Consider the following 21755-nt stretch of genomic DNA (forward strand, 5'->3'; position numbering starts at 1 on the left):
TCTCATTATGTCCAACGTATCGCCATTTGTTAATGCTAACGCCATCGATCAAACCAGTGTTCTTATGCAGGTCAAAGCCAAGCTAGAAGCAAAGGAAGTCACCAGTGCTCAGCTTGCCCGTGAGATCAGCGCTTCAGCAGCGACAGTGAGTCAGATCCTAAATGGAAAGTATCAAGCTGATCCGTCTCAAATAATCAGCAAGCTTGTTAAATGGCTGGATCGATTAGAGCAGAAAAAAGCAAACCCTGTGATTAATCCAGGCTTTGTAATGACCACTACAGCAAAGCAAGTCATGGAAGACATGACCTATGCCCAAATTAGTGAATCAATCGTTGTCATCTTCGGTGCGTCAGGTGTGGGTAAGTCAGAAGCCCTACGTGAATACAAGCGTCAAAACAATAATGTTTGGCATGTTACCGCAAGCCCTAGTCGAAGCAGCTTAACAGAGTGCTTATATGAGTTGGCAATGGAGCTTGATATGGAACAAGCCCCTCGCCGTAAAGGGCCATTATCACGTGTCATTCGAAAACGTATTACAGGCACGGAAGGCTTAATCGTAATTGATGAAGCGGATCACCTTGATTACCCAACCCTAGAAGAGCTTCGCATCCTACAAGAAGAAACAGGTGTCGGCATGGTGCTTGTTGGCAACAATCGTGTTTATACCCAACTTACAGGGGGCCGCAGAAATGAAGACTTTGCGCGCCTATTTTCACGTATAGCTAAAAAGCGTGGCATCCATAAAACCAAGGTTGCAGATGTTCGCGCTATTGCAGATGCATGGCGAGTTATTGGTGATAAGGAACGCGCCTTAATGCAACAAATTAGCGAACGCCCAGGTGGTCTTCGTTTACTGACTAAAACCCTGAAATTAGCCGCCATGTTCTGTAAAGGAGAGCTCATCCATGAGAAGGCATTGCGTGCTGCTTTTAATGAATTAGAAAACAACGACTGAGGTGATTTATGAAAACCAATCGTTATCAGGGCTGGCATATAAAGCCTAATCAACAGAATAGCCACATGATGAAAAGTCTTATCGATCTGAGTAAGACAATGCACCAACTTATCAAGATGGGGATTACCGTCACAGGTACGGAGACAGGGACAAGGCAACCCACTATCCAAGTACTTGCAACCAACGAAACTAAAAAACTAAAAGGTGCGGTCATTAAAACCCGCAACAAAAGCGGTCAACGCTCTAGTGTGTATACCGCTCAACTCAACAATTGCACCATCGAATGGGAGAGCAACTATGTCTACTAATACAAATATCATTCCTGTGCCAGACGGCATGCGTGTTAATGCCGATGGATATTTTGTCCCAGAAGCTAGCATCCGTGAGCAAGATCTACTTCGCGATCAGGTTGTTATGGCATTAGTACCTAATGCACTTCGCCTTAGTAAAGAGCTAACAGAGTTTAAGGCAAAAGCCTTGGGCGACATTTCAGATCTCATTGAAATTGCAGCAGAGCGATACAGTGCAAAGCTAGGTGGCAAGAAAGGCAATATCAGCATTGTGAGCTTTGATGGTCGCTACAAACTACAGCGTGCATACCGTGAAGTGGTTGCGTTTACCGAAGAGATAGAGGCCGCTAAAACACTCATAGACTCTTGCCTTACCCGTTGGAGTGAAGGCGCAAATGACAATATTCAAGCCGTCGTTTCTCAAGCCTTTCGCAAGAATCGAAATGGAGAAATTAGTATCGGTAAGGTGCTGGAACTTATGCGAATGGACATTCAGGACGAAGAATGGAATCTCGCCATGGAAGCACTGAAAGATGCGCTGAAATCAAATGGCACAGCCGTATATCTGCGAGTCTACGAACGTATTGAAAATACGGATCAATACCGTCCAATCTCTCTCGATATTGCAGCCCTATAAGGAGGAAATAATGGCCCACTTTCACGAAGATGCCATGTTAGAAAGCGCAGTAAAAAACGTAATGGATCAGCCTATTCAAGTTGGCCAATACGAAGAGTACTTAATGCGACTTATTTCACAAGCTAGCCACCGATTAGGTGAACTGAGATCAACAGACTATGCCACAGCTTATTTAAATGGCATTGGTTTCGCCATGGTTAATAACAAGCTAAATCAATCAGCAATACAAGGAATTAAACAATGATAACAAAGGAGCAATGGGAAGAAATTGAACGTTTATTAAGAGGCCCATTTGGTCGAGTTAAGTTCAAGCTTAATGAGCAAGAGATTGTCCTTGAAAAGCGATTCATAAAAGAAAATGTACTTATCATTTGCGTCTTTATTGATGGCGAAATGAAGCAGTCAATGGGTTGGCCAGGTGAAGATTATGACCCGACTATTGAGCCGATTTGGAATAAGCGATCTCGTTCTGTTTATTCAACCAAGTCAAAGGAGCGCTTAACAAAGCTATATGGAAAGCGACGTGTGAAAAAAGAGATCAAAGACTTGGACAAAAAAATCGACTGGTATGAACCCTTTTTTAAAACCTTTGCATCTATGCAACGTAAGTACAAAAAAATTGAAGGTTTGGAGTTTATAGACACGGTGATGTGAGCCATCAATAAAAATGCGAAACGCGGCATGAGTCGCGTCTACCTAGCGTAGTGGTTAGGTACTGATGAGCAGCTAAGGAGAATGACATGTTAGAAAGAAAAATACTTGAATGGATGGCAAGCGAAAACACAGGAATAAGCTCTACAGCAATGGCCTTTTGTTGCATTGATGTAGAGCCATCACGTAAAGCAACCCCAAGAGATCCAAGTGACTTTATACGCTGTTTAATGCTTGTTCGAAAAGTGCCTGAAGTGCGTGAACACTTTTCAAAAATAGCGCAGATGTCACCTGAGTGGCGAGCGTTTATAGAGAACTGGGATCGCCTAGAAAAACTGTTAATTAACGAGACGGGGGTTAATTTTGACAAACGTTCTAGTGCGCCGATTACCTTTCAATTAATGAAAGACCTTAGAGCAAAACACTAGGAGATCAAGGGAGGCTTTATGTTTGGAGAATACACACCATTGATGAAGCCAGGGCTAATGGAACGCCGACTCGCAAATGGTAAAGCCTATTTAGATAGCGAATTAGGTTTACAAAAGTGGTGTTCTCACTGTGAAGAATACTGGCCACAAGACACTCTTTTTTGGTCAGTATCCAGCCACAAACAAGATGGCCTTCAATGTTGGTGCAAAGCTTGCCAGTTAGAACATAAACGTAACAAACGCCAAGCCGCGTAGGAGATGATTATGTCAATCAAGAAGTATCAAACGACTCATAAGTATATGGACAATGCTTTTAAGATGATTGTCAAAATTGATGAGCAAAAACTGAATGAAATATTACCTGAGTTGTTTAGCTTTTGGGGAGTCTCTGAAGAAGACGATAAAGATAACTTATATAAATTATTACAGACCTTATCTTGTTCTGTTTTCTCTATGGGTATTCAAGGAAAAAGCTTAGAAAGTGTTTTACATGATTTTGGCGTAGGTGAAGAAGGTTGGCCACAAATGGATGGCTCATGGGGGATAGAAATTACAAGCATTGAAGCGTTTATGTCGGATACAGATGACTTTCATGTTGAAGCGGTTTAAGCATGCATGAACTTATGACTCAAGTCGCTGGTGTAATAAAGCTCATTGAGTTTTTTGAACTAGAAGTGATCGCAGTTAGAGCAAATGCGAGTGGTGCTCAAGTTCAGATTAACGCGGCTTTACCTGACTATTTACAAGAGAGCGTCATAGAAGAAACCAGTGCAGGGCAAAACTTATTTGGAGTATGGGTAATATGGAAAACAGAGCAGTGAGAAATAAACAAATAGCCGCTATTAATATTGGTAAGAAAGCCCTTGGTATGGATGACGATGTGTATCGTCAAATGCTTACCAATGTCACAGGGAAAAACAGTCTTAAAACGCTGAATGATAGCCAACTCAGCCAAGTATTGGATCACATGAAAAAGACATTAGGCTTTAAACCTCAAGCAAAAACACAAAAGACTAAAGCTCGACCACGCGCTCTAGCAGTGAATAAGATCCGTGCTATTTGGATTACCATGTATAAGCAAGACTTTATAGAAAATGGTAGTGATGACGCTCTTGATGCATATGCTCGTCGCATGACCAAAACAAGCAATATTGAAGGAGTGGCATCTATCAACTGGGTAGATAACAAACAGGCAAGTCAAATTTTAGAGTCTATCAAGCGTTGGCATTATAGGGTACAAAAAGAGTTTCTTGAGAAGCATGGCAATTGTACAGATTTAAACTTAAGCTATGAACGCCTCTCGGAAAAATATAAAAAAGAGGCTGTTAAATAGTTTCAGGTAGATAGTTTCTCTTAAACCTCAAAAGTGATTGGTTTATGCTTGAACCATAAGGCTATAACATGCATATTCAGTTGTAATAGAAAGAGGTCAATTCTTATATCTTTCAATGCATGAAAACTACTTAAGTAAGGAGAAAGTAATTGTTTGGAGATAACCCAGCAGCAAGATTATTAGAAATTTTAGAAGAAGGAAAAGATTTTTCAGATCATATAGAGAGTAAAACTGTATGGAGAAAAATTCTAAATTTAAAGGATGAATCTGATACTATTTTGTTATCGAGATTGGGGAAAATTATGCAGCTTCCCGAACAAATTAAATCAATTTTATTGCAAGACTTTCCTAACCAAACCTCGAGTACCCAACATTGGGAAGAAAGAGTGCTTAGTGCTTTTTTAAATCAAGATATAAATCAAAACTGGAAAGGATTTTATAAGTATATTGATGACCATACAATTGCTTATTTACGTTTGAATGCAGACTTACTTCAAACGAAATCACCAACAAAAAAGATAGATAGTTCTAAAATTATTGAGCTTAAGAAAAAGGTATCTGAAATTCTAGAAGAACTTATTGATACTGAGATTGACCCTGAATTTAAAATATATATGATCAGATGTTTAAATAAACTCATTTTAACGATTGATGAATATCGAATCTCAGGTGCTTCTCCCATTTTAGATACTGTAGAAAGTGTTTATGGACATGCATTTGTTGATGAAAATTATAGAAAGGTTTTATCAGAGTCAGAAATTGGAAGTAAAATTATTACTGTTATGTCATTTGTTGCTGATAGCATGACTACTGCTATTGGAGTACCTCAATTATCTGGATCAATTTCCTCACTTCTAGAGCTCTATAATGGCTAGCTCTAAGAGTAAATGACTCACCACAGCTACCCCTTGGCTTTACACTACAGATTCCTCGCAATGCGGGGAATTTTTTTATCCAGGGAGAGAGCCATGAAAACACATACAGCAAGAGACGAAAGCACCATAGACTGCTTTGGATTCGATAACGTTTCCATTGAGAATATCGAGAAATTAGACGATGAAGCCCATCGCTGGCCAGAAGCCATGCGCCAAATATATGACATCCTTAAACATGAGTTAGATAATGTTGGCCAAGACAGCGCTGTAGCCCTACGCCAGCTAAGTGCTATATGTGATGCCTTTGGAGGGATGCAGTTTTATTTGCCTCGTGGACACAGACTAGAAAAAGAGCTGAAGCATTTAAAAGTGTGGCAAGAGTTCAATGGTAACAATGTACAAGAGCTGTCTCAAAAATATAAATTAAGCATGCAACAAATTTATCGTATCATTGCGGTAATGCGTAAACATGACACGAACAAACGACAAGCCCAACTTTTTTAAAGGAATAAAATATGAAACGCCTAGCCCTAGTTTTTATAGCAGCACTATCATTTACATCACTAAGCCAAGCAAAAACGTTGAATTTCACGATCCATCCAAACGACGCAAAGCATATGGAAACCATTAAAGATGCAGCGTCTATCCTAGCGGATGTCTGCCCAGCCGTGATGGAAAACCACGTAGAAAGTGTTAATGCAGCATATGAACCAGACACGATAACTCGCTATGAGTTAAAAGACCCGAATGCAGCATGGGGTGAGCAAGAAGATGACTTAACCAAACCTTATCAAGTTAATGGTCAGCTCGGTTATAGATCAGAGAAATATAATTGGACATACGACGTACAGTTCAAAGTAAAAGAAAACCAATCAGGTCATACTCATTATCTGTACCTTGGTGGCGTAGATAACAAGGTGAATGCTTTAGTTGTGCTTGGCAAGCAAGAAAGTTTAGACTTCTGTGAGATACAAGCAAAAATGGTTGATCATTATTATGTACCACTTCAAATTAACTAGGCAAAGTAAATAAAAAGGGATTTATGATGTTCGAAAAAATTGAAAAACTGTGTAACTCTTTTTATCTCGTTATGAGTCAAATCTTCGGTATGTGTATATTCATTTTGAAATACATCAAAGAACATCTTGACCTACTACCAACTATCATTCTGTTTGTTTTTTTGCTTTTCATACTGTCATTATTTAGAGAAATAACAATGGAGTTTTTGTTTCTTGGTATAATTCTACCTGTCACCTTCCTTGTCTTTTTAGTGAATGCTATTAAGCGACAAATTAGAAACAACAAACAAGGTTAATCTGCTCTCACTCTCCCTAAAAAGCATAATCGAATAAATTCTATTATTCGGGTGTGCTTTTTTTATGTTAACAACATTTCCATTTTCAACCACCGCTTACTCGCCTCAGTTTTGTCATGCCGTGACTTTCGAGCTGAAAAAAGAAGGTGCTTTAAATTCTGATGGTACACCAAAGCCAGATTTAGGCTTTGTTGATGATCCAACAGATACAGGCGGTCAAACAAAGGGTGGCATTAGTCAACGTGCCTTTCCTCATCTTGATATTGCCTCTCTTAGCCTAGATCAAATTGTTCGTTTTTATCATGCCCGTTATTGGCGTACAGCACATTGTGCCAGTTGGCCGCCTGCTGTGGCGTTATGTCTTTTTGATGCTGCAATACAGCACGGTTCAATCACGGCAATCAAGCTTTTACAAGAAGTAAGTGGCTGTAAAGCAGATGGTAAAGTCGGGCCTAAGACTCGCTTGGCAGTAACCTCTATTGATCAAGAATATCTTCTTTCTAAATTCTTTCTTCGTCGAGCGCGTTTTTACGCTCGCATCATTAAAAAGAACACCTCACAAGTACGTTTCATCGAAGGCTGGCATAACCGCCTAGCCGATCTACTCAATGTCGTATGGGAAATTAAGGAATAAATTATGTTGCCAGTATTAACAGGACTTGCCTCTCTTGCTGTCGAACTTGGCCCCGCAGCTATTCGTGGCGTGGCGCATTTATTTGGCGGTAGTGATACCGCCGAAAAAGTCGCCAGTGCAGTCGAAAAAACAGATGCGGTTTTAGGGATGAGTTTAGGACAACAAGAAACTGTTGTTGCCCGTGAACTAAGAAATTTACCGCCAGAATCTTTAGTGGAGTTAGAGCAATTAAAGGTTGAACTTGAAAAAGAAAAAACCAAACGCGAAGAGCTTTATTTACAAGATCAACAAGCCGAACATCATGAAACACAAACCACCATTCGTGCAGGTGATATCGCACATGATGAATATGTGCGAAGAACCCGTCCATTAGGTTGTCGGATTAGTCTCTATTTTGCACTGGGTTACATCTTCTTATTTGAGGGTTTAGCCGCAATAGATAAAGGCACAGGTGCCAATTGGGAGTTAGCCTCAATGATGATTGCACCCTTTATGACATACCTTGGTTGGCGTGCATTGGATAAAAAAGGCGCAACAAAAGGTACGGGGTCTATGGTGGGTGATACCACTGCAACGTTGGGCAGTCTTGTAAAAGGTCGTCATTAATATGGATGAATTTGATCACGCCCAACAACAAGAGCAAGCCTTTAGAGATAAGGCTATTGCACACCAGCTTAAGCAACCAAGTGAGACCCCTTATGAAGATGAAGACGGATATCGCTACTGCCTTGATTGTGGCCAAGATATCCCTTTAAAACGCATCAAAGCCTTACCACATGTTGTGCGCTGTGTGTCATGCCAGGATAAAAAGGAACGTTCTTATGGATGAGTTTTCAATTTGGATGAAAACTTGGTGGCCTATATTTTGGGCGGCATTACTAAGTGCAGTACAGATCGGACAGGTACTACTCACTAAGACGTATGCCAAGAAAGAAGATGTACAAGGCATTTCAGAAAAGGTGAATCAACTCGAAGCCAAAATAGAAGTCATGCCGACTCAAGGCCAAGTAACGGATTTATTAATAGAGCTAGAAAGTGCTCGTGGAGAAATGAAAGAGCTAAGAGCTCAAATTCAGCCCATTCAGCACTTATCTCGCCTCTTACTCGAACAACGTCTTAAAGATGATAAATAACAAAATGACAAGCAGGAGTTTACATGTCGTTTAAAACGCTTTTAAAGGAAGATCAACGCCTCGTTATTTTACGTGTGCTAGATGAAATGGATGGCTATGAAGCTAATGAATCCATATTGGATGCGTGTCTAGAAAGCTACTCTCACCATATTAGCCGTGATGAAGTACGTACTCATTTAGCCTGGTTAGAAGAGCAAGACTTGATCACCCTTAGAACCATGGCAGATTGCCAAATTGCACGCTTAACAGGTCGTGGTCAAGATGTTGCAACAAGCAAAGCAAGTGTACCAGGTGTAAAGCGCCCACGGGCTTAAGGGATTGTATATGTTGCCACGAGCAAAGAACCGTAAGTCAAAGATTGACCTATTACCTGAAGAGATTCGTGCTCAGTTAGGCATGCTGATCCGTTCGGGTGACATGATGCAAAAAGACATTCTTGCTGCCGTCAATGAAATGATTGATGAAGCTGGGCTGGGTGAAGATGCCAAGATCAGTCGCACGGGCTTTAATCGCTATGCCCAGCGAATGGAAAATAGAGGCGCACGTATGCGTGAAGCACGCGAAGTGGCAGAGGTTTGGACAACTAAGCTTGGTGATGCGCCTGTGTCTGAAGTTGGCAAACTGCTTCAGGAGTTTGTTCGTACCATGGCGTTTGAAACCTCTATGCACATGATGGATCAAGCAGGCGAAGAAGGTGCCGATCCAATAACGCCAAAAGCCCTTGGTCAACTTGCCCTTGTTGTGCAACGTATCGAACAAGCGTCAATGCTAAGTACAAAAGTAGAAAAAGAAATTCGAAAAGCGTTCGCTGAAGAAGTGGCGAGTAAAACAGAGCAAATGGTTAAAAAGGCAGGCATCTCTGCTGAAACCGCGTCTGATATTCGTCGCCATATTTTAGGACTAAGTTAAATGCTTGCCATCGAACAAAAGCAATTCACCCACCAATCCACCGCCGCTATCTTAGGCGGTGTTTTTGATCCTGATGAGGTTTTATTAGGCTATCAAAAACGCTGGATTGCAGACACAAGCCAATTAAAGATTGCTGAAAAATCCCGCCGTACTGGTTTGACTTGGGCAGAAGCCGCAGACAGTGCTTTAACCGCTGCCAGTGCCATAGATGCAGGTGGTGAAGATGTCTTTTATATTGGTTCAAATAAAGATATGGCACGCGAATTTATCGACGCGGTGGCTATGTGGGCTAAGGCTTACCATTGCGCTTGTGATGATATCGCAGAAGAAGTGTTTGAAGATGAAGACAAAGATATTCTCACCTACGTAGTGTATTTCTCATCTGGGCTTAAAGTTAAAGCCTTATCTTCAAACCCTAAAAACATGCGAGGTATGCAAGGTAAAGTCATCATAGATGAAGCATCCTTCCATGAACGCTTGGCTGAAGTGTTGAAAGCCGCCCTAGCTTTAACCATGTGGGGATCTCGCGTTTGTTTAATCTCAACCCATAACGGCATTGAGAATTTATTTAATACGTTAATCAATGACAGCAGGGCAGGAAAAAAACGTTATTCCATTCATACCATCACATTAGACGATGCCTGCAATGATGGTTTATATAAGCGCATTTGTCAGGTAAAAAAACAAATCTGGTCTCAAGATGCAGAAGACGACTGGAAAGCCAACTTAATCAAAGACACGGCGACTGAAGAAGACGCTTTAGAAGAATATTACTGTGTTCCCAAAAATGGCGGTGGTGCTTACATTTCTCGTGGTTTACGTGATCGTGCCGCACGATTAGATGCACCTGTTTTACGCTTCACGGGATCAGCTGATTTTAATGCCGCCAGTGAGCATTCACGTTTTGGAGAAATGAAAGAGTGGTTAGATAAGCGCGTCTTACCAGAACTGAAGAAACTGCCTAAAAACCTACGTCATTCATTAGGTGAAGACTTTGCACGTAATGGTGATTTAACCGTCTTTGCACCTATTAGTGTCGAAACCAATACGAAACGCAGCGTGCCTTTTTTAGTTGAGTTAGGCAATGTGCCTTTTAAGCAGCAGGAACAAGCGCTTTATTATATTTGTGACCAACTCCCCAATCGAGATGGCATCTTTTTAGATGCCCGTGGTAATGGTCAGTATCTCGCCGAACAAGCCCAGTATAAATATGGTGATGAAGTGGTTCAGGTCATGCTTTCAGTGGGCTTCTATCGTGAAAATATGCCGATTTTTAAAGCCATGTTTGAAGATGATGAGATCCTATTACCTAAGCATGAAGATGTGATAACCGACTTAGGCCAGATCCAAATCATTCGAGGTGCACCTGGTATCGATGACAGTCGAACAAAAGGCAGTAATGGTGTTAAACGACATGGAGACAGTGCGATTGCGATCTTCTTAGGTTGCCTTGCTTCAAAGGCAGACTTAACCCGCTACGAACTCCACACCATCACACCGCATAGTGATGAAAAAACACGTTCGTTTCATGGCAGTGCAGAAGACAACGCACGCTTTGAAGATATGCACGGCCAGCAATTAGGCCGCAAAGGAATCAGACTATGAGTAAAATACTAGATCAAAACGGCCAACCCTTAATAGTTGAAAAAAACGTATTAAGTGAACATGTCAGCCAAGCTTATACAACGGGTGTTCGTAATCCTCGACCTGCCAGTGTTGCATCAACACTGACCCCATCACGGCTTGCAGGACTATTGCGGTCTGTTATCGATGGCAACGATCCTGAACAGTACATGACCCTTGCAGAAGAAATGGAAGAGCGTGACTTACATTATGCGGCTCAATTACGAACACGTAAGCTGGTTGTGGCAGCGATACAGCCAACCGTTGAAGCAGCCAGTGAAGAAGAAACAGATACTCTGATGGCAGATCGAGTTCGTGAGATTCTGCATCAGGATGCAATGCCCGAATTGTTTTTTGATTTACTCGATGGCCTAGGTAAAGGTATTAGTGTGACTGAAATATTATGGAACACACATCAAACACCATGGACACCACAGGCGTATAAATGGGTAGATCCTCGTTACTTACGCCCTGATCAAGAAACTTTGCAACGAATCTTACTGATCAGTGATGATGCACCAATGGGTAAGCCTCTGGAGCCTTATAAGTTTATTGTGCATACCCCTCGCTCTAAAAGCGGCAGTGTGTGGCGCAATGGGTTAGCACGCCTTGTGGCGGTGATGTACATGCTTAAATCTTATACCTTAAGAGATTGGTGGTCATTTGCTGAAGTGTTTGGTATTCCGATTCGTGTTGGTAAATATGGCCCTAATGCTACCAAAGATGATATCGCGACCTTGGTTAATGCCATCGGTAAAATCGCCAGTGATGCAGGTGCTGCAATACCTGACTCAATGAAACTAGAACTCATTGAGTCAGGTGCATCAAAAGGCGGTGATACGCTTTTTGAAAATATGGCCCGTTGGTGTGATGAACAAATCAGTAAAGCCGTACTTGGCCAGACAATGACAAGTGACAATGGTAGTTCTCGCTCTCAAGCTGAAGTGCATGATGGTGTCAGAACAGACATTGCAAAATGGGATGCAAGGCAACTTGAAGCCACAATCAATGATCAACTTATCAAGCCTTACATCATTCTGAATTGGGGCGAGCAAGCAAGTTACCCGCGTGTGCGTATTAAGATTGATGAGCCCGAAGATTTAAAAATGCTGGTTGAATCCATCACACCTTTAATTGATCGAGGTATGAAAGTCTCAGCACAACAAATGCTTGAGAAATTTGGATTAAAAGCGCCCGATGAAGATGACGAATTATTGTCACCTGAAGGCAGTTTAACGCCTGTTTATCCAAACTCAGATACAAGTGTAGCGATGAATCGGTTAGCTATGAATAGAACACAGCCACAGCTTGATGCTGATATTGATGTGATGCTAGATGACACATTGAATGAATGGGAAGAAGTTGGTGGTCACGACTTTATGGAGCCTATTCTTAGCTTGGCTCAATCCGTAAATAGCTTTGAAGACTTTCAGAAACAGCTACCCGCATTGCAAGCCCACCTTGGCTCTGATGTTTTTGTGGAACAGCTTGCCAAATTAACCTTTGCAGCTCGTAGCTTAGGGGATGCATACGATGCCTAATGACACTATCCCCCATGAAATACTGGCTTGGTTTGATGCTAAAAAACTTAAACCAGGCTTTGATTATCGCGATGTTTGGAAAGCGGAACATGCGAATGCATTTACTGTGGCTAAAATGTTAAATGCAGACTTGTTGATGGATGTACAAGCTATGGTGCATGCAGCCATTGAAGAGGGTCAAACATTTAAGCAGTTTCGCGATGCGTTAAAACCCCTGCTTGTAAAAGAAGGATGGTGGGGCGTACAAACCATGGTTGATCCTCTCACCAAAGAGTCAGCCCCTGTTCAACTGGGAAGCACAAAACGCATTAAAACAATCTATCGAACCAATATGCGAACTGCTCGTGCCGCAGGCCAATGGGACAGAGCGCAACGTACCAAACGAGCCTTACCTTATCTTATCTATGAGCTAGGCCCATCTAAAGAACATAGACACGAGCATGAGGTGTGGGCAGGCACATGCTTACCAGTTGATCATCCATGGTGGCAAACACACATGACGCCCAATGGTTGGGGCTGTGCTTGTCGCGTTCGTCAAATTTCAGAGCGTGAATATCAATCTCTGGTTGAGAGTGGCAAAGTAAATACCACTGCTCCAGATGATGGTACAAAAGAATGGGTTAACAAACGTACGGGAGAAGTTGAAACAATTCCTAAAGGCATTGATCCTGGTTGGAATTATAACCCTGGCATAAAACGAGATCAGTTCCTTAAAGACCAGCGTGCAGCAAAAGAAAAGGCTCTCTTTAAAGCATAACCTCTAACGCCTTAGAAACGCTCTAAGGCGTTTAAACCCTCATAAGCTGTAACGGCTTACAAAAAAATGTTTAAACGTTTCTGAGCAAATTTAAACGGTGTTTAAATGTGGTTTGATCTTGTTATCTCTCTCATCGTTATCATTCAAGATTTAATCCTCATAAAAATACAGCAAATCACGTTAATCTAGTTCACCCGCCTACCTGCCATAAACTGACTCCATCAAATACATACATGGAGTTAGCACAATGCCACAAACCGTCTTTACCGCCTTATGTTTCCAAATGCCTGCGCTTGCATCGTCTGACGATTCGCAAGTGGCTGATGAGCTTTGGTTACCTATGATTCCAGCAGGGACGTTTACAGGTAAAGATGGCCGCACTTGGGTAAACAATAAACCCGATGTCGTTGTTGCTGCATTGACTCAAAAAATCCCATTCGACATTGAGCACGCCACTCACATACACGGTCCAGCGGGTAACCCCGCGCCTGCATCTGGTTGGATTGTTGCGCTTAAAAATGACAACGGCCAAATCTTAGGTCGTGTCGAATTCAACGACAAAGGTAAGGCGCTCATACAAGGTAAAGAATATGCCTTTTATTCACCTGCCTTTTCGTTTGACCAACATGGTCATGTGCTCGCCATGCGCAGTGCAGGACTGACTAATGAACCAAACCTTGACCTTCCATCATTAAATAGAAAAGAGGATAACAAAATGCCAATCCCTAAAATTTTGGCGGCTGCACTTTCACTCGATGAGTCAGCCTCAGAAGACGATGCCGTTGCCGCGGTTCAGACATTAAAGTCATCTGAACAAACGGCTTTGAACCGTGCTAAGCAACCTGATTTAACTCAATTTATTCCCATTGCCACCCACAATGTTGCACTCAATCGTGCCACCACTGCTGAAGCTGCTTTGAAGGTTATTCAAGACAAAGAAGTCGAAGGTATTGTGGATGCCGCAATTGCGGATGGAAAAGTTGCACCAGCAAATAAAGACATGTTTGTTGCCATGTGTCGTGCAGAAAGTGGCCGTGAACAGTTTACACAGTTTGTGGAAAGTGCCCCGAAAATTGTGAGCACAACACCCACGAAAACACCCCTATCTCAACAAGGCCAGCAACTTGAAGAACATGAAATTGCCATGTGCCGAAAATTACATATTTCAGAAGAAGACTTTCTGAAAAGTAAAACTGCTTTAAATAAAGGAGCATAAAAATGTCAGCGACTGAAGCCCAAATTTTAACCGCACTATTTGTTTCTATGTCAGCGGCCTACACACAAGGCCATGGTGCAGCAAAACCTCAATGGCAAAAATTGCAACTGAGGTTCCCTCAACAGGTGCTGCCAACTATTACGGCTGGTTAAAAGATTTACCTGGTATTGCTGAATGGGTGGGTGAACGCCAACTTGCTGACATTGGTAAGCATGGTTATTCAATTGAAAACAAAACCTATGAAAGCTCTATTTCAATTAGCCGTGAAAGCGTCGACGATGATCAGATGGGCGTGTATTCGGTAGTTGCTAAAAACTACGGTGAGCAAGTTGCCTTATTTCCTGACACGCTTTCTTACCCTCTTTTGTCTGCTGGCTTTAATACCTTGTGTTTCGATGGTCAAAACTATTTCGACACGGATCACCCATTAGGTGATGAAGGTAATAGCGTTTACAGCAATGTGGTGGGAGATCCTTCTACTGATACGGGTGAACCTTGGTTCTTGTTCGATGACAGCAAGGTGCTCAAGCCTATTGTTTATCAAAACCGCCGCGCTTTTGTGTTTAAGAATATGAATCCGAGTGAAGAGTTCACTTGGTTCAATAACAAAATGGCAGCAGGCGTTGATGGTCGTTGTAGCGTGGGATTCTCCTTTCCTCAATTGGCTGTTGGTTCTAAAGCACCTTTGACCAAAGCCAACTATGAAGCAGCGGTTAAGTTACTCAGCAAAATGAAAAAAGCCGATGGCTCACCAATTGGAACTAAAGCAACCACGCTTGCCGTTGGCCCAGACAATCGAGCAGCAGCTAAAAGCTTGATTGAAAGCATGCTCATTGATGGTGGTGAATCCAACATTTACTACAAAGATGTAGACGTTGTTGTTAGTTCGTATATCGCTTAATTAAACCCGAAAAATAAGGAAATGTCCGTGAGTGAAAATTCTAAAAAAGCAGACTCAAAATCCACTGATAAAAGCTCAGGTAGTACTGCTGACTCAGTGGTTGAAAATTCCGCACTCGAAACGTCGAAAACCAAACAGGACAAAGCTGTAAAGCAATCGCCAGAAAACACAACCGATCAGGTCACAGAAGGAAATGAAGACGATGCAACACCCGATCAAGCAAGTGGTACTGCTAATAATGATGCCGTTAGTGATGGGGCTAGCGTTACTGGAAGTCCCATTACCACAGGTTCAACTGATGATGTGGCTGATATGGGCACTGTTAGTGATCGAGATCCCAGAAGAAAAACAGAAATGGATACGTCGCACATTAAGGGCGCATTGGAAGTGGTGGCCAATTCGGACGTGGGGTTCTGGCGCTGTGGCGTTAAGTTTGAGCGCTTGGAAAAAACCTTGGTGCTGGCTGTGGAAGCAGACCAAGAGACGTCTAGTACTTTGGCGTTCATGGGTTACGAACCAGATCGCATTGTTTACGTGTCACCCAAGGCGGCTCAAAAGATTTTCAATGAGATCCATTTAAGCGTTACCCCTGTGGATCTTGACAATCTCATCGTGAAAGAAAGCGAGTAAGGACATCTCATGGCAACTTACGCAACAAAGCAAGACTTACTAGATCGTGGCGAGTCTATGGTTTGGAATCTTGCGATAGATAGAAGTACGGAAGTATTAAGTGACACCGCAATTGATGAGGCATTAAGCCAAGCCGATGATGAAATCAATTCTTATCTAGCACGTCGATATGTTTTGCCATTACCTGAAGTACCTAGTCTGTTGCGTAAGCAAGCCGTGACAATTGCGTTTTACTGGCTAGCAGATCGTGATCAACAAGCAACTAATCTCATGATGGAGCGTTATGAAAAAGCCCTGGCATCGTTAAAAGAAATTGCCAAAGGCAGTCGTGAACTTGGCTTACCTACCTTATCTGCACCAACAGAAGGAGCCGTGGGTAAAGTTGAGTTAGTTCAAGACAACGAGCGCTTATTCACTCGCAAAGGATTGGGAGGGGTTTTGTAATGGGTATCTCTGTTCAAGTACGACACCTCGAAGAGTTAAAGCGATATGAGAGCCTCATCGAATCATTAGGTAACCCTAATCATAAACGTGAACTCTTAGAGAGTATTGGCAGCATAGCGGAGAGCCAAACACGCAGACGTATCAGTGATGAGAAAACAGCACCTGATGGCACACCTTGGCAAGACTGGTCAGCAGGTTATGAAAAAACGCGCCACAGTAATCAATCTCTATTGCAAGGTGATGGTGACTTGCTGGATTCCATTCAGTTTTATGTTAGCGGCAGTAAAGTGCATGTGGGTTCTTCCCTTATTTATGCACCTGCGCATCAAGATGGCTTTACTGGCACGGTCAATATCCCTGCACACACGAGACGTATCACACAGGCTTTTGGCAAAGTGTTGTCCTTTCCTGTGTATCAAAATGTGAGTGCTTTTACCCGTGCAATGGATATTCCGCAACGTCAGTTTTTAGGCTTAAGCGGTGATAACAAAATTGAGCTGCTTGAAGTAATTGGTGATTTTTGGAATGAGGTATTAAGTCATGCGGCCTAGTTTTTTAATTAATGGTTCAACGGTTTACGCAGTCAATGAAACAGCGAAATTCTTAACACCACTTTTAACGGGTGATACACAAGCCATCGATAAGGTCGCAGAAGTGATTCGTCATGTTGGCCGCTTTGATAAGCCCTCTGAAATCAAGCGCTGGTTAACGCAAAAAACAGGTGGCATTCGTATCTCTGCAATGCGTGTTCGTAACCTGGTTCAGCTCGGTGGACAACTAACAGGTGATGTTGAGTTTGTCGCTTATGTTTTTTGTACAGAGCAATTCGGTTACACACGTGATCAACGTGCAGAAGTCATTGCTGGAAGACTTGCTAAAGCGTTGCTTGCGAATAAAGGCGTACCTACTGCTAATAAAAAAGCCACCAATCTGAACATGGACAATCTATACAGTGGCCAAGTTGATGAGCTAGGGCTGGCAATTTGGTCAGTCACATGGGTGCAAAACTGGGTGCTGGATATTCCGATTGATTCAGCAGATTTAGATAACTTTGTTTCATTTCACCATGAAGCAGATATCAAGGATGGTGCGCCGATCATGAGCAGTACCTTCGAATTAGAACAGCCAACCGAACAGGATTAACACAATGAGTGCAACTGAAGTAATTGAAATAAAACCCGCAAAGGTCGGTGTTAGCGTGCCTAAACCTGATGGTACTCGCCTTAAAGCAGAGGGTGAAATAGTAAAACGTTCAGCGTTTTGGGTGCGTCGATTAAATGACGGTGATGTGGTTTTACTAAAAGCAAAAGCCTCTTCTAAAGCCGTTGCAGATACAACGAAAACGGAAGGAGAATAACAATGTCTCTTGGCAATATTCCAAACGATATTTATGTGCCGCTTGTCTATATCGATATTGATAATAGTGGCGCGATCACAGGCACACCGACACTCGTGAATAAAGTGTTGGTAATTGGACAGCAGCTAGCAAGTGGCACTGCGACACCTTTAAGTGCAAGGCGCATTGGCTCCAGTGAAGGAGATATGGATGCGGCATATGGTAAGGGTTCAATGCTAACTCAAATGCTAAAGAGTTTTCGTGAGAATAACGCATCCACAGATCTTTATGCACTTGGGGTGGCAGATCTCACAGGATCAGTCGCGAGCGCAACTCTTACGGCTGCTGTTACGACTGCGAATGCTGGTGTGATTGCTTTATTGATTGATGGTGTCAGTGTGCAAGTTGCGGTAAATGATAACGATACCGTGTCAACAATCGCAGCCGCTATGATGACAGCGATTAATGCCAAAGACCTTCCTGTAACGGCAAGTGTAAATAGCGATGTGGTGACAGTGACTTGTAACTGGAAAGGCACGACAGGTAACGATATTGATATTCGTTATAACTACTACGATGGTGAAGTATTGCCAACAGGTGTATCGCTAACTGTTACATCTATGGCAGGTGGTGCTGGTACACCCGATATCAGCACAATTGTCGCCGCTATTCCTGATGAGTGGTACAACCACATTGTTATGCCTTACAGCGATACGCAGTCTTTGAATGGCTTACGTGATGAGTTAGTAGATCGATATGGGCCACTAAAAATGATGGAAGGTATTGCTTACACTGCTATGCGTGGCACCTTCTCTGAAACCTCAACATGGGGTGATGCGCGTAATGATTATCTCATTACCTGTATGGGGACAAACAAAACGCCAAGCTCGCCTTGGGCATTTGCAGCCGCTTATGGTGCACGTGCAAGTTATTCATTAGCGATTGACCCTGCAAGACCGCTTCAGACCCTAGTGCTAACAGGTATTCTCCCACCTTCTAAAACTGATCGCTGGGATTGGACAGAGCGTAATTTGTTACTCCAAAGTGGCGTGGCAAGTTATATGGTCACAGCAGGCGATGAAGTTGCCATCGAGCGTGAAGTTTCTACTTATAAAGTGAATAGTTATGGTGATCCAGATCCTAGCTACTTAGATATCACAACGCCTGCCACATTGGGTTATCTACGTTATTCACTAAAGACCATGGTCACAAATCGCTTTCCTCGCCATAAGCTGGCAGGCGATGACGTGCTGGATTTTATTGCACCAGGACAACCTATTGTCACCCCTAAGATTATGCGTAAAGCCATGATTGAACTGGCCCGTATTGATTGGGTGCCTAAGGGCTTAATGGAAGATATCGAAGGCTTTAAAAGCACCCTCAGTGTGTATCGTGATACGTCAAATCAGAACCGTCTAAATTGTGTTTGGAAGCCTGATATTGTCAATCAATTACGTGTATTCGCAGCACTGACTCAATTCAAATTATAAGGAATAAAACATGCCAATTTTAGGATCTGCTGTCATTCGTGCAAACAGTAAACAATTAAAAACCAAGCCTGGTGCCGTTTTTAATCCTGGTGGCCATACCTCAAAAGAACATCCTGGACCAGGGCGTATTTGGGGATTCTCTAAAACCTACCAGAAGCCAACGGTGCAAGTCACTATCGTAGCGGATGAAGACGTTGATGTGATTGAAATTAACGAAATGACGAATGTCACTTTGTCTTGGGAAGGTGACAACGGTGTTGATTATATGGTGACAGGTTGCGAACCCATGGAGCCTTTTGCCTTGAATGAAGAATCGGGTGAGATCAGCGGCACCTTCCACGGTATTAAAGCGGAGAAAGTGTAATGGCACTTATAACATTTGACTTAACACACGGCCTTAAAAGCGACAAAACCACTCACAAAGAAGTGGGCCTTCGTAAGCTAGAAACAGGTGATTATATTGATGCGCAACTGGCAGCAGAAAAGGTCATTGTACAAGACGGTAAAGCGCTTAGTTATACCTCAGATATTTTGATGGGCCTTGAAATGCTCGCACGTCAGGTTGAGTACATTGGTGATATTAAAGGGCCATTTACCGTCAGGCAGCTACGTAAGCTAGAGGATGAAGATTTTCAGCTTATTCAGAGCCAAACAGCCGTTTTAGACAATCAGCTTGCAGAGGCATTAGCCGAGCGGGGGCGAGCTAAAGGTACTGGCGGAAGTTAGCGAAGAAATAACATGGGCGCTTTGCGCCCGTATTCCGATCAGTGCCACTCGTAAAATGACCTTTGACCGCCTAATCAAAGCGGTGGACTTTTTTAAACCTTCTCAACAATAAGCGAGCGTCTCATGGGGCAAAAACTCGAAACAGATATTGTCATTAACTTGGCAGGTAACCTAGCCGCAAAAGCGAAAAGCTATGGTGGTTCTATGAGCGAGTTTGCGCGTAATAATAAACGCGCAATGAATATGATTCGCTCATCTGCCAATGCTGCTGGTCGTGGTATTGATAGTTTAGGTAATCGCTATGTGGGTTTAGCTGCTGCAACGACTAGTGGTTTTGCCTTAAACAAATACCGCAATCTTGACAGAGAGCTTTCTAGGCTTGCTATTTCAGCTGATATTACTCGTGAAAAATCTTTGCAGCTATGGGAAGAAATACAAGAAAGCTCTTCAGAATTTAAGGTTGACCCACGCCAATCATTAACGGCCATACAAGAGATCATGACTAAAATTGGTGATCTTGATTATGCGATGAAAAACAAACGAAATATTCCTCTTGTAATTCAGGCAACAGGAGCGACTGGTGATGCTGTTGGAGGGATTTTTACTGAATTTAAAAAACTAAATATTGATACTCAAGAAAAGGCAATGGCCGCTATTGATACTATTAATGTTCAAGGTAAATCAGGGGCTTTTCCTTTGGCAGGGATGGCTCAGTTTGGGCCTGAAATATTTGCAGCCTATGCAGCTACAGGGCGTCAAGGCGTTGATGCTGTGCGTGAAATAGGAGCTGCACTTCAGGTTATACGTGAAGGTGTTGGTACGGATTCAGAAGCCGTCACGTCTTATACAGCTTTATTGCGTGACATTACTCGTCCGCAAACTACCAAAACTCTGAAAGGTGTAGGGATTGATGTTTTTGATCCTAAATACCTTAAAGAAGGTAAAGAAGTGATGCGCTCCCTTCCTCAGATAATGGAAGAAATAATTGTTAAGTCATCTGGTCTATCTGAAAATCTAGCAATGTTGAACTTATCTGATGAAGGTAAAAAATCTTTAAACACTTTAATTACCGAATTAAAAAACACAGGAGATGTTCAAGGTTTTGATAAGTTTTTAAAAATCACTGGAGACGGTTCACAAACAATGAAAGATGCAAGTGTAGCTGCAAGTGATTTTGATGCGTCGTTACAATCTATTAGTAATGGCGTTAGTCGATTTGCTAATGATGAACTTGCTGGCCCACTTCAAGACATTGCCGATGCCATTAACGGCGTAGACCAGGAAACTATTCAAAACTGGCTTAAATGGGGAGAAGCCTCTGTTTATGCTATAGGCACTGTGGTTGCAGCTAAAAAAGCACTCGATGCTGGCATGTGGGCCAAGAAGACATTTGGTGCTGGCGGTGTGTTGGGAAATAAGGGTAAAGGCGGTTTAAATAGCCTTGGTGCAACCCCTGTTTATGTCGTTAACATGGGCCAAGGTGGTATGGGTGGCGCAGATCTGCCAGATAAAACAAATGGTGGTTCTAGATCATCAAAAGGAAAAGGAATAACTGGCGCGCTTGGCCGTAGTGCAACCATCTTTTCATCCACTGTTTATTCGTCTTCTCTAAATGAAGGTGAAGATGAAGAAGTCGCTAAATGGAGAGAGTCAGGTTACCCACAGCCCTTCGTGCAGTCTAGTGAGTCTTTAAAAGATGCTAAGCAATATCAAAAGTCTATTTCTGAATTAATCGAACCGATTATTTCACAAGATTATGCTGCTCAAATTTTCCAAAATATTAATAAACCCCTTAGCCAAGCACCGTCTGCCTTTGAAGGAAATATCGGCTTAGACCTTAATGTTTATGATCATCGTATTGAAAGCAAAGTAAGAAGTAAGTCCCCCTTTCTTACCATTAATTCTGATCCTGATGCTGGCCCAAATTAAAG

The 21755-nt window shown here is 42.5% G+C and carries 34 protein-coding genes and 1 other RNA gene; all 35 read left to right on the plus strand.

Annotated elements, in window-relative coordinates:
• The first annotated feature begins 7 nt into the window (after positions 1-7).
• The 35 genes from MED121_RS17245 (at position 8) to MED121_RS17410 (ending at position 21753) form a co-directional block, all read left to right on the plus strand.
• Positions 8-955, plus strand: a complete 948-nt coding sequence (locus tag MED121_RS17245; protein WP_009835030.1) for an AAA family ATPase — start codon at positions 8-10, stop codon at positions 953-955.
• Between the two features lie 8 nt (positions 956-963).
• Positions 964-1263: a hypothetical protein gene (locus MED121_RS17250; protein WP_009835031.1), complete on the plus strand. Its 300-nt coding sequence runs from the start codon at positions 964-966 to the stop codon at positions 1261-1263.
• Positions 1253-1882: a DUF3164 family protein gene (locus tag MED121_RS17255; RefSeq protein ID WP_009835032.1), complete on the plus strand. Its 630-nt coding sequence runs from the start codon at positions 1253-1255 to the stop codon at positions 1880-1882. The genes MED121_RS17250 and MED121_RS17255 overlap by 11 nt, the downstream gene beginning before the upstream one ends.
• Positions 1883-1892: 10 nt before the next feature.
• Positions 1893-2126, plus strand: a complete 234-nt coding sequence (locus MED121_RS17260) for a hypothetical protein (protein WP_009835033.1) — start codon at positions 1893-1895, stop codon at positions 2124-2126.
• Complete coding sequence (locus tag MED121_RS17265; protein ID WP_009835034.1) at positions 2123-2536, plus strand: hypothetical protein; 414 nt, start codon at positions 2123-2125, stop codon at positions 2534-2536. The genes MED121_RS17260 and MED121_RS17265 overlap by 4 nt, the downstream gene beginning before the upstream one ends.
• A gap of 13 nt (positions 2537-2549) precedes the next feature.
• Positions 2550-2614, plus strand: an RNA gene (locus MED121_RS24115) — hammerhead ribozyme type II.
• Between the two features lie 8 nt (positions 2615-2622).
• The gene (locus MED121_RS17270; RefSeq protein ID WP_009835035.1) at positions 2623-2961 is read left to right on the plus strand and encodes a hypothetical protein; all 339 of its coding nucleotides are present in this window, start codon (positions 2623-2625) and stop codon (positions 2959-2961) included.
• Between the two features lie 18 nt (positions 2962-2979).
• On the plus strand, positions 2980-3216 hold the full coding sequence (locus tag MED121_RS17275; protein WP_036180990.1) for a hypothetical protein: 237 nt from the start codon (positions 2980-2982) through the stop codon (positions 3214-3216).
• Positions 3217-3225: 9 nt separating this feature from the next.
• Positions 3226-3570, plus strand: a complete 345-nt coding sequence (locus MED121_RS17280) for a DUF2528 family protein (RefSeq protein ID WP_036180992.1) — start codon at positions 3226-3228, stop codon at positions 3568-3570.
• Between the two features lie 2 nt (positions 3571-3572).
• Entirely contained in the window at positions 3573-3782 is a 210-nt protein-coding gene (locus MED121_RS17285; RefSeq protein WP_009835038.1) for a hypothetical protein, read from the plus strand.
• Positions 3764-4294 (plus strand): regulatory protein GemA, encoded by a 531-nt coding sequence (locus MED121_RS17290; protein ID WP_009835039.1) that lies wholly within the window; start codon positions 3764-3766, stop codon positions 4292-4294. Before MED121_RS17285 ends, MED121_RS17290 begins: the two co-directional genes overlap by 19 nt.
• A gap of 149 nt (positions 4295-4443) precedes the next feature.
• The gene (locus MED121_RS17295; protein ID WP_009835040.1) at positions 4444-5169 is read left to right on the plus strand and encodes a hypothetical protein; all 726 of its coding nucleotides are present in this window, start codon (positions 4444-4446) and stop codon (positions 5167-5169) included.
• Positions 5170-5262: 93 nt separating this feature from the next.
• Positions 5263-5673 carry a Mor transcription activator family protein gene (locus tag MED121_RS17300; protein ID WP_009835041.1) on the plus strand — a complete coding sequence of 137 codons (411 nt, stop codon included), beginning with the start codon at positions 5263-5265 and terminating at the stop codon, positions 5671-5673.
• 11 nt (positions 5674-5684) lie between these two features.
• Entirely contained in the window at positions 5685-6188 is a 504-nt protein-coding gene (locus MED121_RS17305) for a hypothetical protein (protein WP_036180995.1), read from the plus strand.
• A gap of 360 nt (positions 6189-6548) precedes the next feature.
• On the plus strand, positions 6549-7118 hold the full coding sequence (locus MED121_RS17315; RefSeq protein WP_009835044.1) for an N-acetylmuramidase: 570 nt from the start codon (positions 6549-6551) through the stop codon (positions 7116-7118).
• Between the two features lie 3 nt (positions 7119-7121).
• The gene (locus MED121_RS17320) at positions 7122-7724 is read left to right on the plus strand and encodes a hypothetical protein (RefSeq protein WP_009835045.1); all 603 of its coding nucleotides are present in this window, start codon (positions 7122-7124) and stop codon (positions 7722-7724) included.
• 1 nt (position 7725) lies between these two features.
• Positions 7726-7947, plus strand: a complete 222-nt coding sequence (locus MED121_RS17325; RefSeq protein ID WP_009835046.1) for a TraR/DksA family transcriptional regulator — start codon at positions 7726-7728, stop codon at positions 7945-7947.
• Positions 7940-8251 carry a DUF2730 family protein gene (locus tag MED121_RS17330; RefSeq protein ID WP_009835047.1) on the plus strand — a complete coding sequence of 104 codons (312 nt, stop codon included), beginning with the start codon at positions 7940-7942 and terminating at the stop codon, positions 8249-8251. Before MED121_RS17325 ends, MED121_RS17330 begins: the two co-directional genes overlap by 8 nt.
• 23 nt (positions 8252-8274) lie before the next feature.
• Positions 8275-8565 (plus strand): hypothetical protein, encoded by a 291-nt coding sequence (locus MED121_RS17335; RefSeq protein WP_009835048.1) that lies wholly within the window; start codon positions 8275-8277, stop codon positions 8563-8565.
• A 10-nt stretch (positions 8566-8575) separates the two neighbouring features.
• Positions 8576-9160, plus strand: a complete 585-nt coding sequence (locus MED121_RS17340; RefSeq protein WP_009835049.1) for a DUF3486 family protein — start codon at positions 8576-8578, stop codon at positions 9158-9160.
• Positions 9161-10765, plus strand: coding sequence for a terminase family protein (locus MED121_RS17345; RefSeq protein WP_009835050.1), 1605 nt, complete (start codon positions 9161-9163; stop codon positions 10763-10765). It begins immediately after the preceding gene.
• Positions 10762-12324, plus strand: a complete 1563-nt coding sequence (locus tag MED121_RS17350) for a DUF935 domain-containing protein (protein WP_009835051.1) — start codon at positions 10762-10764, stop codon at positions 12322-12324. Before MED121_RS17345 ends, MED121_RS17350 begins: the two co-directional genes overlap by 4 nt.
• Positions 12317-13081: a phage minor head protein gene (locus tag MED121_RS17355; RefSeq protein WP_009835052.1), complete on the plus strand. Its 765-nt coding sequence runs from the start codon at positions 12317-12319 to the stop codon at positions 13079-13081. Before MED121_RS17350 ends, MED121_RS17355 begins: the two co-directional genes overlap by 8 nt.
• A gap of 247 nt (positions 13082-13328) precedes the next feature.
• Positions 13329-14297, plus strand: a complete 969-nt coding sequence (locus MED121_RS17360) for a phage protease (protein WP_009835053.1) — start codon at positions 13329-13331, stop codon at positions 14295-14297.
• A 2-nt stretch (positions 14298-14299) separates the two neighbouring features.
• The gene (locus MED121_RS24545) at positions 14300-14449 is read left to right on the plus strand and encodes a hypothetical protein (protein WP_207382835.1); all 150 of its coding nucleotides are present in this window, start codon (positions 14300-14302) and stop codon (positions 14447-14449) included.
• Positions 14389-15198, plus strand: a complete 810-nt coding sequence (locus tag MED121_RS17365) for a Mu-like prophage major head subunit gpT family protein (protein WP_009835055.1) — start codon at positions 14389-14391, stop codon at positions 15196-15198. Before MED121_RS24545 ends, MED121_RS17365 begins: the two co-directional genes overlap by 61 nt.
• 27 nt (positions 15199-15225) lie before the next feature.
• Positions 15226-15828, plus strand: a complete 603-nt coding sequence (locus tag MED121_RS17370; RefSeq protein WP_036181000.1) for a hypothetical protein — start codon at positions 15226-15228, stop codon at positions 15826-15828.
• A 9-nt stretch (positions 15829-15837) separates the two neighbouring features.
• Positions 15838-16272 carry a DUF1320 domain-containing protein gene (locus MED121_RS17375; protein WP_009835057.1) on the plus strand — a complete coding sequence of 145 codons (435 nt, stop codon included), beginning with the start codon at positions 15838-15840 and terminating at the stop codon, positions 16270-16272.
• A complete protein-coding gene (locus tag MED121_RS17380; protein ID WP_009835058.1) occupies positions 16272-16823 on the plus strand; it encodes a phage virion morphogenesis protein in 552 nt (183 codons plus the stop codon). The genes MED121_RS17375 and MED121_RS17380 overlap by 1 nt, the downstream gene beginning before the upstream one ends.
• Complete coding sequence (locus tag MED121_RS17385) at positions 16813-17415, plus strand: hypothetical protein (RefSeq protein ID WP_009835059.1); 603 nt, start codon at positions 16813-16815, stop codon at positions 17413-17415. The genes MED121_RS17380 and MED121_RS17385 overlap by 11 nt, the downstream gene beginning before the upstream one ends.
• A 4-nt stretch (positions 17416-17419) precedes the next feature.
• The gene (locus MED121_RS17390; protein ID WP_009835060.1) at positions 17420-17629 is read left to right on the plus strand and encodes a DUF2635 domain-containing protein; all 210 of its coding nucleotides are present in this window, start codon (positions 17420-17422) and stop codon (positions 17627-17629) included.
• A gap of 2 nt (positions 17630-17631) precedes the next feature.
• Positions 17632-19098: a phage tail sheath subtilisin-like domain-containing protein gene (locus tag MED121_RS17395; RefSeq protein WP_009835061.1), complete on the plus strand. Its 1467-nt coding sequence runs from the start codon at positions 17632-17634 to the stop codon at positions 19096-19098.
• Between the two features lie 10 nt (positions 19099-19108).
• Entirely contained in the window at positions 19109-19462 is a 354-nt protein-coding gene (locus tag MED121_RS17400) for a phage tail tube protein (protein WP_009835062.1), read from the plus strand.
• Positions 19462-19824, plus strand: a complete 363-nt coding sequence (locus MED121_RS17405) for a phage tail assembly protein (protein ID WP_009835063.1) — start codon at positions 19462-19464, stop codon at positions 19822-19824. Before MED121_RS17400 ends, MED121_RS17405 begins: the two co-directional genes overlap by 1 nt.
• Before the next feature lie 123 nt (positions 19825-19947).
• Complete coding sequence (locus MED121_RS17410) at positions 19948-21753, plus strand: phage tail tape measure protein (protein WP_009835064.1); 1806 nt, start codon at positions 19948-19950, stop codon at positions 21751-21753.
• Positions 21754-21755 lie beyond the last annotated feature (2 nt).

The organism is Marinomonas sp. MED121, from assembly GCF_000153025.1.
Lineage (GTDB): Bacteria > Pseudomonadota > Gammaproteobacteria > Pseudomonadales > Marinomonadaceae > Marinomonas.

Coding starts and splice junctions, on each gene's coding strand:
- MED121_RS17375 (WP_009835057.1), top strand. CDS start 15,838: ATGGCAACTTACGCAACAAAGCAAGACTTACTAGATCGTGGCGAGTCT.
- MED121_RS17305 (WP_036180995.1), top strand. CDS start 5,685: ATGAAACGCCTAGCCCTAGTTTTTATAGCAGCACTATCATTTACATCA.
- MED121_RS17405 (WP_009835063.1), top strand. CDS start 19,462: ATGGCACTTATAACATTTGACTTAACACACGGCCTTAAAAGCGACAAA.
- MED121_RS17380 (WP_009835058.1), top strand. CDS start 16,272: ATGGGTATCTCTGTTCAAGTACGACACCTCGAAGAGTTAAAGCGATAT.
- MED121_RS17395 (WP_009835061.1), top strand. CDS start 17,632: ATGTCTCTTGGCAATATTCCAAACGATATTTATGTGCCGCTTGTCTAT.
- MED121_RS17275 (WP_036180990.1), top strand. CDS start 2,980: ATGTTTGGAGAATACACACCATTGATGAAGCCAGGGCTAATGGAACGC.
- MED121_RS17265 (WP_009835034.1), top strand. CDS start 2,123: ATGATAACAAAGGAGCAATGGGAAGAAATTGAACGTTTATTAAGAGGC.
- MED121_RS17345 (WP_009835050.1), top strand. CDS start 9,161: ATGCTTGCCATCGAACAAAAGCAATTCACCCACCAATCCACCGCCGCT.
- MED121_RS17280 (WP_036180992.1), top strand. CDS start 3,226: ATGTCAATCAAGAAGTATCAAACGACTCATAAGTATATGGACAATGCT.
- MED121_RS17325 (WP_009835046.1), top strand. CDS start 7,726: ATGGATGAATTTGATCACGCCCAACAACAAGAGCAAGCCTTTAGAGAT.
- MED121_RS17355 (WP_009835052.1), top strand. CDS start 12,317: ATGCCTAATGACACTATCCCCCATGAAATACTGGCTTGGTTTGATGCT.
- MED121_RS17315 (WP_009835044.1), top strand. CDS start 6,549: ATGTTAACAACATTTCCATTTTCAACCACCGCTTACTCGCCTCAGTTT.
- MED121_RS17320 (WP_009835045.1), top strand. CDS start 7,122: ATGTTGCCAGTATTAACAGGACTTGCCTCTCTTGCTGTCGAACTTGGC.
- MED121_RS17385 (WP_009835059.1), top strand. CDS start 16,813: ATGCGGCCTAGTTTTTTAATTAATGGTTCAACGGTTTACGCAGTCAAT.
- MED121_RS17335 (WP_009835048.1), top strand. CDS start 8,275: ATGTCGTTTAAAACGCTTTTAAAGGAAGATCAACGCCTCGTTATTTTA.
- MED121_RS17390 (WP_009835060.1), top strand. CDS start 17,420: ATGAGTGCAACTGAAGTAATTGAAATAAAACCCGCAAAGGTCGGTGTT.
- MED121_RS17290 (WP_009835039.1), top strand. CDS start 3,764: ATGGAAAACAGAGCAGTGAGAAATAAACAAATAGCCGCTATTAATATT.
- MED121_RS17400 (WP_009835062.1), top strand. CDS start 19,109: ATGCCAATTTTAGGATCTGCTGTCATTCGTGCAAACAGTAAACAATTA.
- MED121_RS24545 (WP_207382835.1), top strand. CDS start 14,300: ATGTCAGCGACTGAAGCCCAAATTTTAACCGCACTATTTGTTTCTATG.
- MED121_RS17350 (WP_009835051.1), top strand. CDS start 10,762: ATGAGTAAAATACTAGATCAAAACGGCCAACCCTTAATAGTTGAAAAA.
- MED121_RS17330 (WP_009835047.1), top strand. CDS start 7,940: ATGGATGAGTTTTCAATTTGGATGAAAACTTGGTGGCCTATATTTTGG.
- MED121_RS17300 (WP_009835041.1), top strand. CDS start 5,263: ATGAAAACACATACAGCAAGAGACGAAAGCACCATAGACTGCTTTGGA.
- MED121_RS17360 (WP_009835053.1), top strand. CDS start 13,329: ATGCCACAAACCGTCTTTACCGCCTTATGTTTCCAAATGCCTGCGCTT.
- MED121_RS17270 (WP_009835035.1), top strand. CDS start 2,623: ATGTTAGAAAGAAAAATACTTGAATGGATGGCAAGCGAAAACACAGGA.
- MED121_RS17285 (WP_009835038.1), top strand. CDS start 3,573: ATGCATGAACTTATGACTCAAGTCGCTGGTGTAATAAAGCTCATTGAG.
- MED121_RS17260 (WP_009835033.1), top strand. CDS start 1,893: ATGGCCCACTTTCACGAAGATGCCATGTTAGAAAGCGCAGTAAAAAAC.
- MED121_RS17255 (WP_009835032.1), top strand. CDS start 1,253: ATGTCTACTAATACAAATATCATTCCTGTGCCAGACGGCATGCGTGTT.
- MED121_RS17245 (WP_009835030.1), top strand. CDS start 8: ATGTCCAACGTATCGCCATTTGTTAATGCTAACGCCATCGATCAAACC.
- MED121_RS17410 (WP_009835064.1), top strand. CDS start 19,948: ATGGGGCAAAAACTCGAAACAGATATTGTCATTAACTTGGCAGGTAAC.
- MED121_RS17365 (WP_009835055.1), top strand. CDS start 14,389: ATGGCAAAAATTGCAACTGAGGTTCCCTCAACAGGTGCTGCCAACTAT.
- MED121_RS17340 (WP_009835049.1), top strand. CDS start 8,576: ATGTTGCCACGAGCAAAGAACCGTAAGTCAAAGATTGACCTATTACCT.
- MED121_RS17250 (WP_009835031.1), top strand. CDS start 964: ATGAAAACCAATCGTTATCAGGGCTGGCATATAAAGCCTAATCAACAG.